At 41.9% G+C, this 14,391-nt stretch carries 12 protein-coding genes and 1 tRNA gene; 7 read left to right on the top strand and 6 right to left on the bottom strand.

What is annotated here, in order from left to right; genetic code table 11:
• Positions 1-49: 49 nt before the first annotated feature.
• Positions 50-166 (bottom strand): DUF6965 family protein, encoded by a 117-nt coding sequence (locus BUC20_RS34465; protein WP_394334168.1) that lies wholly within the window; start codon positions 164-166, stop codon positions 50-52.
• Between the two features lie 96 nt (positions 167-262).
• Between BUC20_RS34465 and BUC20_RS24535 the strand changes: the two genes are divergently transcribed.
• Together BUC20_RS24535 and BUC20_RS24530 are read left to right on the top strand one after the other, a co-directional pair.
• Positions 263-568, top strand: coding sequence for a hypothetical protein (locus BUC20_RS24535; protein WP_073234342.1), 306 nt, complete (start codon positions 263-265; stop codon positions 566-568).
• Positions 569-577: 9 nt separating this feature from the next.
• Positions 578-1,429, top strand: a complete 852-nt coding sequence (locus BUC20_RS24530; RefSeq protein ID WP_143166906.1) for a hypothetical protein — start codon at positions 578-580, stop codon at positions 1,427-1,429.
• A gap of 320 nt (positions 1,430-1,749) precedes the next feature.
• Here BUC20_RS24530 and BUC20_RS33975 read toward each other — a convergent pair whose 3' ends face one another.
• On the bottom strand, positions 1,750-1,977 hold the full coding sequence (locus BUC20_RS33975) for a hypothetical protein (RefSeq protein WP_159441157.1): 228 nt from the start codon (positions 1,975-1,977) through the stop codon (positions 1,750-1,752).
• 897 nt (positions 1,978-2,874) lie between these two features.
• Positions 2,875-2,948, bottom strand: a tRNA-Arg gene (locus BUC20_RS24520).
• 178 nt (positions 2,949-3,126) lie between these two features.
• On the opposite strand from BUC20_RS24520, the gene BUC20_RS24515 reads away from it, so the two are divergent.
• Positions 3,127-3,597 carry a YciI family protein gene (locus BUC20_RS24515; protein WP_073234333.1) on the top strand — a complete coding sequence of 157 codons (471 nt, stop codon included), beginning with the start codon at positions 3,127-3,129 and terminating at the stop codon, positions 3,595-3,597.
• On the opposite strand, the gene BUC20_RS24510 is transcribed toward BUC20_RS24515, so the two are convergent.
• The gene (locus tag BUC20_RS24510) at positions 3,594-4,964 is read right to left on the bottom strand and encodes an exonuclease domain-containing protein (protein ID WP_073234329.1); all 1,371 of its coding nucleotides are present in this window, start codon (positions 4,962-4,964) and stop codon (positions 3,594-3,596) included. The genes BUC20_RS24515 and BUC20_RS24510 overlap by 4 nt on opposite strands.
• 353 nt (positions 4,965-5,317) lie before the next feature.
• On the opposite strand from BUC20_RS24510, the gene BUC20_RS24505 reads away from it, so the two are divergent.
• Positions 5,318-5,593 carry a hypothetical protein gene (locus BUC20_RS24505; protein ID WP_073234326.1) on the top strand — a complete coding sequence of 92 codons (276 nt, stop codon included), beginning with the start codon at positions 5,318-5,320 and terminating at the stop codon, positions 5,591-5,593.
• A 62-nt stretch (positions 5,594-5,655) separates the two neighbouring features.
• On the opposite strand, the gene BUC20_RS24500 is transcribed toward BUC20_RS24505, so the two are convergent.
• On the bottom strand, positions 5,656-6,762 hold the full coding sequence (locus BUC20_RS24500) for an aldo/keto reductase (protein WP_200801010.1): 1,107 nt from the start codon (positions 6,760-6,762) through the stop codon (positions 5,656-5,658).
• Between the two features lie 103 nt (positions 6,763-6,865).
• Here BUC20_RS24500 and BUC20_RS24495 point away from each other — a divergent pair, with 103 nt between their 5' ends.
• Positions 6,866-7,801: a helix-turn-helix domain-containing protein gene (locus BUC20_RS24495; protein ID WP_234994591.1), complete on the top strand. Its 936-nt coding sequence runs from the start codon at positions 6,866-6,868 to the stop codon at positions 7,799-7,801.
• Positions 7,802-7,861: 60 nt separating this feature from the next.
• On the opposite strand, the gene BUC20_RS24490 is transcribed toward BUC20_RS24495, so the two are convergent.
• Positions 7,862-8,422, bottom strand: a complete 561-nt coding sequence (locus BUC20_RS24490) for a GNAT family N-acetyltransferase (protein ID WP_073234323.1) — start codon at positions 8,420-8,422, stop codon at positions 7,862-7,864.
• A gap of 340 nt (positions 8,423-8,762) precedes the next feature.
• Between BUC20_RS24490 and BUC20_RS24485 the strand changes: the two genes are divergently transcribed.
• Positions 8,763-10,262 (top strand): acyl-CoA dehydrogenase family protein, encoded by a 1,500-nt coding sequence (locus BUC20_RS24485; protein WP_073234320.1) that lies wholly within the window; start codon positions 8,763-8,765, stop codon positions 10,260-10,262.
• A gap of 151 nt (positions 10,263-10,413) precedes the next feature.
• The gene (locus BUC20_RS24480; RefSeq protein ID WP_073234317.1) at positions 10,414-14,382 is read left to right on the top strand and encodes a Pls/PosA family non-ribosomal peptide synthetase; all 3,969 of its coding nucleotides are present in this window, start codon (positions 10,414-10,416) and stop codon (positions 14,380-14,382) included.
• The last annotated feature ends 9 nt before the right edge of the window (positions 14,383-14,391 follow it).

The following is a 14,391-nucleotide window of genomic DNA, read 5'->3' as shown; positions in this document are numbered from 1 at the left end:
GCACCGGAGCATCAATCTTCTCATTACCAGCATTCCGGATCCTGATTATCTAAGCCTCAATAAAACCATGAACATAGATTATTACCTCCCCAGTAGTTAAATTGATTGGACCTACAGGTAGGTCTATTCCTTTAAAACAAGCTTCAAATTCCTCTGCTGTTAGCATGATGCAAATTACAATTTATTTGTAAACAAATACCACTATTAGATAAAAATGGTATAAATAAGATATATTTACAACTTAAACATAAAAGAAACACTAATGAAAAGAAATTTGAAAATTTATTTTACCAAAGCGCTAATAATGTGCGCTTTAACGATTACAGTAGCAAGCTGTGCTAAAGATAAGGAGCTACCCGCCCCGACTCAAGTCGAAAAAGAAATGGATGTTAAGAAATTCGAACGGATTCAGAAGTTTATATCTATTGCTTTTGGCATCCCGGTAAATGAACAAAAGTATGATAAAGTGAAAGAAGAATATACTATCTATACTTCTAAAATGAGTAGGGCTGAAATGGAAAAGCTATATGATGGGGCAAATGAATACAAGTTTAAGCACGAAAACTAAAAGAAAATCATGAAAAGAATATTTTATATACTACTACTATTTTCCTTGTATTCAATCAGTGCAAATGCTACTGCAACTTTAACTCGGTCCAATATTGAAGGGAAATCACCATATACCGATGGTACGTTGACGGTTACTCCAGGCTCAGCAACCAACTTTAGAGTACAATTTTCATTAACCAGAGATAACAGTGGAAATTTTGACTACTACAGCCTACAGGTAGTACATATCAACAATGCAACTGTGACGGTACTGAAAGACGTAACAAATCTGGATTACGGTTGGGGTACGAATAGTTTTTCTATAGATGGCATTATTGCCGTTGTATTACCTGCTGACAAGCAAACAGGTGAAATTCGTGTAAGATTTAATGCCTATAATGGCCAGCAAAACCTAGGCAACTATATCAATTCAAATTACAAATATACATTAATTGGTGGTGGCGTAGGTCCGGTTGATCCGGTTGATCCGATTGATCCGGTAGATCCAGGTGTTTGGACGGTAGCAGAAGGGAACTTTACGAGGAATACATATGACAACAACAAAGTTTACATTGGGATGAACGGAAAGTACCGTCATATTGAAGACGCAAATACATTGTATGGTATATTCAAAAAAAATATACGTATCGTTGATTCATGGGATGGGTTCCTTGCAAAGCACGGTCCTCTTGGAGCTCCAATTGGACCAAACACCAGACTTGTAGAAGATACCAATACCGGCATGGTTTATTACCAAGAAAACGGTGTATTAAGATATATAAATAGTCCAGAGGCTGCAAACAAATATAGCTTTGATCTCAAAAAAGCTCAAAAGATACAGGGAACCGCTGGCTATACCTTCGGGCCTACTTTCTATTAGACTCAGTTAACACTACAATAAATTCATACCCCATGGCGATTGTCATGGGGTTTCTTTTTTTGCAAAATTTCATAAATGATATTTCCTGAAATAATTACTCCGAATATCCATCAGTATTGATAATAAATAACTAAGGCGATTCTTCGGAATTCCTTTTTTCGATTAAAAAGGCGGCACCCAAGAATTTCACTTGAAGGGCAGCTGTCGGAAATGAAGGTTAGATGGCACTTGGAATTTCTCTAAATCCTTTTCAATAGGCTGAGTAGAATAGTTTGCAACAATGCTCCTCACTGTTTTTTTCTTTTGGGCAGTTTGCCCCATTATTCCCAATAGAATTCGGGCACCTGCATATCCTGGGAACCTGTACCGCAATTACCATAAGGATTTATGCAGACTGAAAGGAACTTAAGCTGGAATTTATCAGGATAGAGCTCGCGATTTGTAAGGAAAAAGACATGAATGAGGCTACGGTCATCACCCGAAAAATAGAACTGACCGGGGAGCAACATGATAGACTGATGCAAATCGCAGATAAATGCTCTATCCATAAAATTTTAAGCAACCCGATAAAGATTGAAAACAAGTCTTAAAAAACCAACACTCTTATCTGTAAAAATTGCGCTAAACATAAATAAAACAAATTCATTATTTGTTTCAATAAACGATTATCATTTAATAAAAATAATTTCACTATTTTAGAGAAAGGATTAGCCTAAACCAAGCATGAAGTTTTAAACTTTATGCCGCTCAAATGACCTATGCGTAAAAAGGTCGTGTAACTTAAAAATTAATAAGATGAAAAAAACGTCTCTTAGCAAAGAAGAAATGAAAAAAATCACTGGTGGTGATGTAGCCAGACATGGCGAGAAATGTAAAACACATAATAACTGCCCTCCAGGACACGTTTGCGTTCGTACCTCACTTGACAGTATATGCTGTACAAGTGATGATTTGCATGGAACAGGGCCCAATCCACACCCAGGTTGCCTAATGTAACGAATTAGGTCCCCTTGTCAGATATCCCAGACAAGGGTGACTGTAATCGTAATAAGTGCAGATATCAAAACCATGTTCTCAGACAAAACACGTAAGGAGGTAGTGTACCCCATTTTGACCACAATACTTTTTGGTTTTAGTTTACCTGTCACGTTTGTATGCAACTTCTTTTATTTAGGGACACCCGAGCAATTCAACGAATTCATTACAGAGCATCCCATAGATTACGCATTCGCACGATTGGTTGTATTCTTATTCGTAATTGCGCTCTTCTCTTTATTTCTTTTTATTATTGGCAAGGTGTGAAAGGTTAAGCCGACTGCAATGTATGTTTAGGTTTTAACTTTTATTGGATATGGAATCAGTTTAATCTGATCTGAAAAACCCTTTAAACAAAAAAAGACGAAGTCTGGAGCAACTTCGCCTTAATTTAAGAGATAAATCCCTTGTACACCCAATAGGATTCGAACCTATGACCTACGGTTTAGAAAACCGTTGCTCTATCCAGCTGAGCTATGGATGCGTTTCCCTTTCTTGGAGCGCCAAAGGTAGAAGTAAAAATGAATAATAACAAATCTATTTTACAATTTTATTTACCATTAACACGTATTTCACTGCTTTTAAGCACGATAGGATGCAAAAAAAAATGTAATTTAGGAATACAGAAATACTACCCGGAATTCACCTCAATTTAACATCAAATGAAAAAACGCTACCTGACAACCGCATTAATGATTTGTTTAACAGCTTTTTACGGAGGCCTTAAAGCACAGGAAAACAACAAAAACTACGATGAAAAGCTGGCAAAGGAACTTAATGCCGATGAATATGGAATGAAGGTTTATGTGCTCGCTATTTTAAAAACAGGGATCGAAAAAAGTTTTTCGAAAGCAAAACAAGACAGTGTTTTTAAAGGACACATGACAAATATCGGAAAACTGGTGACAGACGGAAAGCTCGTAGTTGCAGGTCCTCTGGGTAAAAACGACAAAAATTACAGAGGGATCTTTATCCTTGATGTGCCTACTATTGAAGAAGCAAAGAAACTTGTAGATACAGATCCTGCCATCCAATCGAAATTGCTGGACGTAGACCTGATCATATGGTACGGCTCCGCAGCTTTAAAAGAAACACTGAAGATCCACAGTAAAATCGAAAAACGGAGCCATTAGACAGCGATTCGCTTTTGCGGATATTGCTCAGTGTGTGTCAGAATCAGGTGCATGATGTAGTCATTCGAAGGGTAAGCTTTTAAGGCGGATTTAAGGAGCTCAGGCTCCTTAACATCTGAGTGCTGGGAAATATACCCCATTCCATATAATTTGCCCTGTTCCACCAAAATACAGCTCTGTTCATCCTCTGTTCTTCCTGCATCTATAATGGCAAAACTAGGAAGCATGGATTTCAGCTGCTCAATCGCATATTTCACCCTTACATTATAGGCAGGCGCAGATTCCTTACCTACACACGCCCCACTGCAACTTCCTTCCTCATGACCGGTACAGGCGATCCTGTTTTTCTGGATATAACACAGCTTCTCACAAAGAAAATGATCTTTTATCAAAATCTTTAAGAGGTGATGCCCTTCGAGGATCGTATTGAAACTATACAATACCGGCATGTTCTTTTTAAAGGTATCAATACCTAACCTGAGGTAGCCCTTCTGATCTTCAAAAGCGTACAATGCATACTTTTGTTCATACCGCTTTAATGCCCGGTTATTTTCCGGCCATAACCTCTTGATCTCGGTCGCCTCCAGAATAAAAGCCATCAATTCTGTTCCGCAAACTTCAAAGTCCACACTATAAATGTTCTTCAGGAAGTCCTGACGTTGCTTACCTGCATTATTTCCGCTGAAATGGGAACAAACCCTTTTCTTTAAGCTTTTCGCTTTCCCGATATAAATAACCTTTCCTTTTTGGTCTTTAAAATAATAGACACCGGGATTCAATGGAAGCCGGTCTACCTGAGCTTTCGGCAGGTTAGGAGGCAAAGCCTGTTCTTTGGAAGTGATTTTAAGGGATTGATGGATGATGCCTTCCGCATCATTCTGAAGCAGCATACTCAGCAATTCTGCCGTCGCTTTCGCATCTCCCCCAGCCCGGTGATGGTTATTTAGTGAAATCTTTAAGGCAGCACACAGTTTACCCAGGCTATAAGATTTATGTCCAGGCAATATTTTACGGCTTAACCTTACTGTACACAGTTTATTGCATTGCAGATCATAACCAGCTTCCGTAAGGTTATGTTTAAGGAAGGAAAAATCGAAATTCACATTATGGGCTACAAAAATCTTGTCATGTAACAGCTCATAGATCTCCGAAGCCACATCGGCAAATACCGGTGCATTTCTGACCATATCATTGCTGATCCCTGTAAGGGCTTCAATATGATCCGGAATATATTGTTTCGGGTTAATCAGTGTTTCAAATGAATTCAGCACTGATACCCCATCATGAATCAGAATGGCAACTTCCGTAATTCCATTTCCCGAGGCATAACCACCAGTGGTTTCTATATCTACAACAGCGTACAGCATGATTTCTTATAAAAAGCGTGATTTTAGGCTGTAAATATGCTAATAAATTTAGTATAATTAAGGTTTATTAAAATAATATAATTGCCTGGCCAATCTGATTATTGCTGTAATTTACTAAATAAATTACAGCAATTCATTCGTTTTATCCTCGGGATCTCTTTAAATCTTTGATTAAAACACGCTGATAAGGTTTCATTTAAAATACATTTCATTACCAAGGCAATACAATTTCCAAAAAGCAGCTCAAACTCCATTAAACACTTGCGAAACAGTCTGATGGTAGTCATAAACAGGAGTTTAGTCGCAGGACCATTTTATTATCCGTATCTTTGTCAATTAAAGTAAAATGTAATATGATGGATTATAGTGAATTGATTAATAACGACAAAAGTTCTGGCAGAATAAAAGATCTTGAAGACGCTTTAAATGGTGTTGAAGTAACTTATTCCCGCTGGTTGTTAAGTCGCGAAAATATCCATACCGGAGAGAAACCAGACAGATTAGGCAATTACTTCCGTTATTTCTATGATGAAAACGGAATTCAGTTCTATGTAAAAGACGGACTTCCTACCGATATAAAAAACGCATGCTGGTCGGCTTTTAAAGGCGTTTTTGTAAACAAAAAGTAGTTTCAGGCTGATCATTATCAGCCGAAGGCACGATCATTAACAGGCAAAGGTAGCTGCAGAATTTAATAAACATCATCAAGGTCTTCCGGCAATAAATCCGGAACTACAGAACTCCTGTTGTTAATGTTTGCACCTGCCTGGGCCATATGCCTTGCCCCATCCCGGAGAAATGGAATGGGAAAACTTAATACAGGTTCAGTAAGACGATCTAAGGAAGCCACATCTTCCGTATTCAGGACTACAGATAGTGCCTGAAGATTTTGGTTCAGTTGTCCCATCGTTCTCGCCCCTACTATCGTTGATGTTACCCCGGCCCTACCCATTACCCATGCCAATGCTATGGCAGCGGGACTGGATTCCTTTGCTTCAGCCAGCACATGGAGCTGATCAATGATGCCATAGGTGTGATCGGAAAGCTCAAGGTTAAGCCGGGAACCATTTCTGCCACTTTGCGCCTCTCCCTGATTACTTCTGGTATACTTCCCACTTAAAATACCTTCTTTTAATGGCGACCAGGGCATTACGCCTAACCCCAATTCCTCTGCCATAGGCAGCAACTCACCTTCTATTGTCCTTTCTAACAAGGAATATTCCAGCTGAAGGCCGATAAATGAAGGCCAGCCTCTAAATTCAGTGATCATTTGGGCTTGTGCTACTTTCCATGCCGGCGTATCCGACACCCCGATGTACCGGACCTTTCCTGAGCGTACCACATCATTTAAAGCCGACATGGTCTCTTCAATTGGCGTAAAAGGATCAAAAGCATGCATCCAGTAAACATCAATATAATCCGTTTGTAATCGCCTCAATGAATTTTCCAGCGATTCAATGATCGCCTTCCTGCTCGTCCCACCCGCATTCGGATCCCCCGGATACATATTGCAAAAGAACTTACTGGAAATCACCAGACTGTCTCTTCTCAGTGCAGTCTTTTTCAGATGCTCTCCTATAATTTTTTCCGAATGCCCTTTGGTATACACATTAGCTGTGTCGATTGCATTCCCTCCAAGCTCCGTATACCTTGAGATCAGTGCCGACGCAGTTTCAGGACTTGACCCCCAGCCCCAGTCTTCTCCAAAAGTCATCGTTCCCAGACTCAGGGGACTCACCCTCAATCCTGATTTCCCCAATGTCTTATAATCCGTCAGTTTCATTCCTTCTTTTTTCATGCTCCAAAAGTAATGGCGATCACAAAGCCCTTTACGACGCAAAAGAAACAATCCGCGTCAAAAATCAAACAAAAAGACAATCTGTAACTTTATCATTCAGATAATGATTAAAATTGAGGCGATGAACAGCAATAGTTTAGAAGAATTTTATCAGGATAAGTTGAACCGGATTCCGGAAAACCTGAACGATGAGATCGGACATTTCAACGTTTTTAAGATAGGTGATTTTACGGGACACAAGGCATTTCCAACAACTTTCAGCAGGAAAAACTTTTATAAGATCAAGCTCATCATTGGCAAAAACAGGTGTTATTATGCCGATAAGACAATTGAAATTAAGGAAAGTGCCATGTTGTTTGCCAACCCTCTGATCCCCTACCACCTGGAAAATCTGGAAGGCCCGCAAACAGAATACTTCTGCATATTCACCGAAGCTTTTTTCCATCAGTTCGGACAGCTTAAAACCTATCCCATATTTAGCCCCGAAGACCATCCCATTTATTTTCTCAACGAGAAAGAGCAGCAGGAAATCATTCTCATTTATGAAAAGATGGAAGAAGAAATCAAATCAGATTACGCCTATAAATATGACGTATTGCGAAACCTGGTTTATGAACTCGTTCACAAAGTCATGAAAATGAAACCCGCAGCAATGATCCGGGAAAAAGGTTCAGGAGCCAATATCAGAATCGCCAGCCTGTTTACAGAGTTGCTGGACCTTCAGTTCCCTTTAGCAGACCTGCAGCAGGAAATGAAACTGAGAAGAGCACAGGATTTTGCCACACATTTATCGGTACATGTAAACCACCTGAACAGAGCGGTTAAAATGACTACCGGAAAAACCACCACCCAATGCATCTCAGAACGGATTATTCAGGAAGCTAAAATTCTTTTAAGACATAGCGGACGGAGCGTTTCTGAAATTGCCTACGGCCTGCGCTTTGATGCACCAACCCATTTTATCAGTTTTTTCAGGAAACATACGGATCAGACTCCTGCAAAGTTTCGGGAACTCAAAAACCAGATCGCAGATTCATAACCATTTACAGATTCATAAACCAGGTCAGAACCTCATTGCAAACCAGGAAACATGCTGCAACTAAGCCTTAGCGGTTTTGAATTTCAGCCAGTTCTCCGGGGTCAGTTCCCATACTTCACATTCCTTAAGGAGTGGATCTACAAATCCTGCCTCTCTAATGCCAATTAGCTGAGCGCCCGTTTTCTCTTTAATTCTCCTGGAGCCAATATTCCCAACTGCATTGGCAAACAGCAAACGTTCAAAACCAAGCGCTCCGAAAGCATAGTCAAGCACAGAAACATTTGCTTCCGTCATGATTCCTTTACCCCAAAACGGCTTCCCCAACCAGAAACCCCGGTGTTCAGGCTTCCCTTCTCTCCTCAGGTCTACTGTACCGATCAGTTCATCCGGCTGTTCTTTCAAGAAAATTCCCCATACCCAATGTCCATCTCCCTGTTGAGGTAAAACCACCTTTTCAAGGTGATCTTTCACCCCGTTTTCAGGATATGGCCATGGCACTTCATCGGATAAATACCGAACCACATCGTAGTCCACAAAATACTTCGTATAAGATGCTACATCAGCGATGCTTACTCCTTTCAGGATAAGCCGTTCGGTGTTTAATGTCGGAATTGCCTGCATAATTGTAAAGATAAGAAATTGCTAAAGGCCAAAAAAATCGCAGATTCTTACCATTCTTTTGATTTAAACCGTATATTTCCATACTCTCTTTAGCGAGCTTAAGAAGGAATACCCTTCTCATAACAGCTAATGGCAGGATTAAATAGCTGTGTAATAAGGAATAGGGACCTGCTTCATCATACTAAATCAGAGCAATGTGACCGCGATCATTTTATAGTTCGCCCCATTGTCATTATTTTGAATTTGATATTCAGCAAAAATTGTTTATTATTTATAAAGATTCTAGATAAATATTCACTTATTTGCGAGACGATCTTATTAAAATATTTGTATTCTATATATGACATTAACCGACATCAAGTTTTCTGATTACATCAAAGACTTCGAGCAAACTTTAAAAAATCTATTCCATGTGCAGTCTGACATTGATAAACTTAGTCTGGAAAGAGGTCTACCTCCTGAAATATTGAAGGGTATCATGGACCAGCAACCCCTTTCGGTTGCTATTCCCACTCAATTTGGAGGACGTGGAAGTATCGTTAAAGAATGTCTGGGCGTTTTAGCCGCTGCATCATACGAATCTCTTCCGTTATCACTCACTTTTGGAATCAACATTGCCCTCTTCTTAGAGCCGGTTTCCAAGTATGCAGATGAATCAGTAAAATCCGGGATCTTCAGCAACTTCCTTGAGAAAGGACAGATGGGGGGACTCATGATCACAGAACCTGATTACGGAAGTGATGCCCTGAACATGAAAACAACTTCTAAAGAGGTGGAAAATGGCTATCAGATCAAAGGAACCAAACACTGGCAGGGACTTACAGGGATGGCAGATTACTGGATCATCGCTGCAAGAAATGCAAATGAAAATGGCGATCTGGGCAGGGATATTGATTTCTTTTTATGTGACATCACTCAGCCAAAACAACACATTGTGGTAGAGGAATACTTTGATAATCCCGGTCTTTACATGATCCCTTACGGATTAAATAAGCTCGATCTTGTTGTGCCAAAGAATTTCAGATTGAACCCGGAAACTACCGGGATTAAAATGATGCTGGATATCCTTCACCGAAGCAGAATGCAGTTCCCTGGAATGGGAATGGGCTTCATCAAGAGAATGCTGGACGAAGCCATGCAACATTGCCATAGCCGTATCGTAGGTGCCGGTAATTTAATGGCCATAGACAATGTACAGTTCCAGATTTCAAGAATACAATCAGCTTATACCATTTGCTCAGCGATGTGTGCACACAGCAGTGAGATCAGCGGAATTCAACACAATTTAGCCACTGAAGGCCTGGAAGCAAACACCATGAAAGCGGTGGTGACCGACCTGATGCAGGAATCTGCTCAATTGCTGGTTCAGCTTTCAGGAGCTAACGGATACAGAACAACCCATATTGGCGGCCGTGGGATTATGGACAGCAGGCCTTTCCAGATCTTTGAAGGTTCCAATGAAATGTTGTACAACCAAACCGCAGAGATGATCACCAGAACCATGAAGAAACAGAAACAATCAAACCTTTTTGATTTCTTAAATGTATTCCAGCTAACTGCCGAAGCTTGTCAGCATTTCAAAAAAGACCTTTCTTTTTCACTTGCAGACAACCTTTCACAGCGTAAAATGGTAGACCTGGGTAAGGTATTAACCCGGGTTATTTGCATCGGTTACGTGCTGGACTTACAGAAAAAAGGATTCAGAAAAGACCTGGTTGAAAACTGCATCATTATGGTTAAACAGGAAGTCGCTGCTTTAATTGCTTCCTTCCAGTTTGACAATAGCGTCAAGGTAATCGACGATTATTCAGCAGACAGCTCATGGTTAAATTTCGCATAAACAACTAAACATCAACTCTTTTATATCAGCATTCATCCGAAAAGGTGGGTGCTTTTCTTTTATACACCATGCCCTCTTTTTTAACATTTAATTTTAATTGTTTTACCAAATATTTTCGGTTATTTCGATGAATTAATTTTAATGACGCTTAATGGATTCCAAGAGCATTGTCATCGGCAAAGTACATCCGGAATTTATCCGTGAAGAAACAATAGGTGATATTTTCAGGTCGGCTGCAGCCAGCTATTCTCAGAAAACAGCCTTAATATTTAATGAACAGTCATTAACCTACCAGCAGCTGGACCAGTGGAGTGATGCCGTTGCCGCTTTTCTTCAATCCAAAGGGATTGGAAGAGGGCAATCTGTGGGACTTTGGTGGCCCAGGAGCATGGAATTACAGGTGGCCATTCTTGGTATCGCAAAATCAGGCGCGGCCTATGTCCCCCTGGACCGTGAAATGCCCGAAGAACGGGTACACATAGTGATGAAAGAAGTGGGGGCATCTGCCTGTTTCAGCGATGCACTGAAAACAGACTCCTGCCCTGTCTTTGACATCCCTGCCTTTCCCACCGAAATACAGCCTTTTTCGATAGCCGCCTTACCTGATGACCGTGCTTATGTATTGTATACTTCAGGAAGTACAGGAAAACCGAAAGGAATTCCCATCAGTCACCGTCAGATCTGCCACCTGATCCGTTCAGAACAAAGTGTGCTTCAGATCATGGCCGAAGACCGGGTCTATCAGGGTTTCTCTGTATCATTTGACATGTGGTGTGAAGAAACATGGATCAGCCTCTCTGCCGGTGCCACCATTTGGGTTGCAGATGCCACTACCGCCAAATCTATTGATGAACTGAGTGATGTTTTACGTGAACAAAAAATAAGTATACTCCATGCAGTGCCCAGCCTGCTCGCCGTAATTGACGATGACATCCCAAGCCTCCGCTTAATTAATGCCGGTGGGGAAGCCTGTACCAGTCAGGTGCTGAACCGGTGGAGCAAGCCCGGATACAATGTATTTTATAACAGTTACGGGCCAACAGAAACAACCGTAACCTCAACCATGATTCCTTTAAGGCCAGGTGATGCCATTACCATTGGAAATCCCCTGCCCAATTATAACCTTGCAGTGGTAGACGATCAGTTTCGGCTCCTTCCTTTTGGGGAACAGGGACAGCTGATCATTTCCGGGCCAGGTGTGTGCAACGGATATGTGAACCGCCCGGACCTGACCGCAGAAAAGTTCCTGGATAAACCGGAATCCCTTCAGGAAGTTCCCGGCGACAGGATTTATCTGAGCGGAGATGCCGTTGTCATGCATGCTGATGGAAGTGTTGATTTCCGTGGCCGCCTGGACGATCAGGTGAAACTTCGCGGTTACCGCATAGAGCTCGGAGAAATAGAAGTTAAGCTCAACGAGCTGGAAGGTGTTTCTGCTGCGGCAGTGGCGCTAAAGAAAGATGCCAACCAACAGGAACAACTGGTGGGCTATGTTTCCCTCAAAGCAAATGCCCTCTTTGATGAGCACCAGTCCAGAATTGAACTGGCAAAAGTGCTGCCTCCTTATATGGTGCCATTGGTCATTGTCGCAATGGAAAAGATGCCACGTCTTCCGAGTGGTAAAATCAACAGGAAAGAACTACCTGTTCCTGAGGTATTGATGCAGGTAAAAGCTGAAGAAAGCATTGTGATCCATCCGGACGATCCATTGGACAAAAGGGTGATGGCCGGATTGACGCATCTCTTCCCCGGAAGAACCATTAACCCTGAAGACGATTTCTTTATGGATCTTGGCGGGCATTCCCTCCTTGCGGCTTCACTTTCCTCCTGGCTAAGAAAAGAAGGCGGTGTTCATCAGGCCTCACTGAAAGACATTTACACCAACAGGCCGATCAGCAAGCTGATTCATACCTGGGAACTGGGGGCCGAAAAAGCGGAAAACGAATTACAAAAAGAGAAGGAACCTTTTCATAAGATCAGCTCCCTGCGTTACTGGATCTGCGGCATTGCACAAGGCTTTTCTTTACTGGTGATCTATGGTCTTTTTGCCGCCCAGATTTTCGTTCCCTATCTGGGTTATTACTATGAAGTTGCGAAAAGCGAAACTGATAAAGGAGATACCTTCTGGGCAATCCTTACTGCGCTGCTGCTCTTCTGCTTCATTGCCCCCCTATTTTCGTTATTGAGCATTGTGTTCAAATGGATTTTACTGGGCAAAACAAAAGAAGGGGATTATCCGCTTTGGGGAAGTTATTACTTCCGCTACTGGCTGGTCAAATCCATGCAGCGGCTCGTTCCTCTTCAGTTTATGAACGGCACCCCATTGTATCCTTTTTACCTGAGGATGATGGGCATGAAAATGTCGCCTGACGCGCAAATCAGCTCCATTACCGTTGGTGCGGAAGATTTAATAGAAATAGGAAGTGATGCGAGCATCAGTTCCGGAGTAGTTCTCAATAATGCAATCGTAGAAAACGGATTATTGAAATTAAGAAAGATCAGAATTGCCGACCATGCTTATATCGGAAGCGGGGCAGTGATTTCCGGAGGCACCACGATTGAGGCATGGGGAGAACTTCAGGACCTCAGTCACCTGCAAAGCGGACAAACCATTGCTCCCGGAGAAGTCTGGAAAGGAAGTCCTGCAGAGCGGGTTGACCATAAATCACCGGAAGAACTTCCGCAGCCATTATATGTTTCCGGCTTCAAAAGGAAGTGTTATGGCTTTCTTTATAGTGTTTTACTAGTCCTCTTCCCTATAGTGATCTTATTGCCCTTAATCCCGGTGATAGAGATTTTAAACTACATGGATACACAGGCACCGGATTACAATTTCAATTACTTCATTCACATTCCCCTGCTGACGATCTTATACCTGTCGCTTTACACCCTGGAAACGGTCGTACTTTCCAGGTTATTATTGTACAACATGAAACCGGGAACCTATCCTGTTTATGGCTGGATCTATGTCCGAAAATGGTTGTCAGATCAATTGATCTCTACCTCTCTGATCGTTCTTCACCCGCTGTATGCAACGGTTTACATCTCTTCTTTTTTCAGAATGCTGGGTGCAAAAATCGGTAAAAATACAGAGATTTCTACGGCGAGCAACGTGACACATACCATGCTGGAAATCGGAGATGAATCATTTATTGCAGATGCAGTGACCTTAGGAGAAGAAGACATCCGCGGCCAACAACTGATCCTCGAAAGAACCAGGGTTGGAAACCGAAGTTTTGTTGGAAACAGTGCCTTAATCCCACAGGGCTATGAACTGGGAGATGACATGCTGATCGGTGTTTTATCCATTCCACCCACTGCAGAACAGCTAACCCAAACCCAGGCAAAAGACTGGTTTGGCTCTCCGGCAATCTCCCTTCCTAAAAGACAAGACAGTGGAGATTACCCCTCCTCACTGACCACAAACCCATCTATGGGTAGAAAAACTGCCCGTTTCCTTATTGAAGGAATCCGCATCATTCTGCCCGAAACCGTAATCATCTGCTGCAGTGTTTTGTTTATCGCCTATTGTCATGACCTGGTGAAAGACCGCAACATCATGCAGATCCTCGCAGAAACACCAAAACTCCCATTTTACTATTTGTTCTATATGGGCGGGCCTTCTTTACTCGTTACCCTCCTGCTCAAATGGATCTCCATAGGAAAATTTAAAGCAGAACAACATCCGATGTGGACCCATAAAGTATGGCGCAGCGAAGCCAATACCACAACCTATGAAGCACTGGCAGTTCCATTCCTTCTGGATTTCATGAAAGGAACCCCGTTTTTACCTATGGTGCTAAGCCTTTTTGGCGTAAAGTTTGGAAAAAGGGTATGGCTGAACACGACTGACATCACGGAGCACGACATGGTCAGCATTGGCGATGACAGTGCATTAAATGAAGATTGCGGCCCTCAAACCCATCTTTTCGAAGACCGGGTAATGAAAGTCGGAACCGTAAAAATCGGAGCAAGATGCAGTATAGGCTCCAGATCCATCATCCTTTACGATAGCGAAATAGGCGATGATGTGAAGCTGGAACCACTTTCTTTGGTAATGAAAGGGGAAAAGCTGGCCAATGGAACAGCATGGACCGGAAGTCCGATCAGATTGTTATAAACCACCTGA

This window comes from Pedobacter caeni (genome assembly GCF_900129215.1).
Lineage (GTDB): Bacteria > Bacteroidota > Bacteroidia > Sphingobacteriales > Sphingobacteriaceae > Pedobacter > Pedobacter caeni.
Note: the sequence above shows the minus strand (reverse complement) of the source record. Positions and strands in the feature narration are given on the sequence as shown.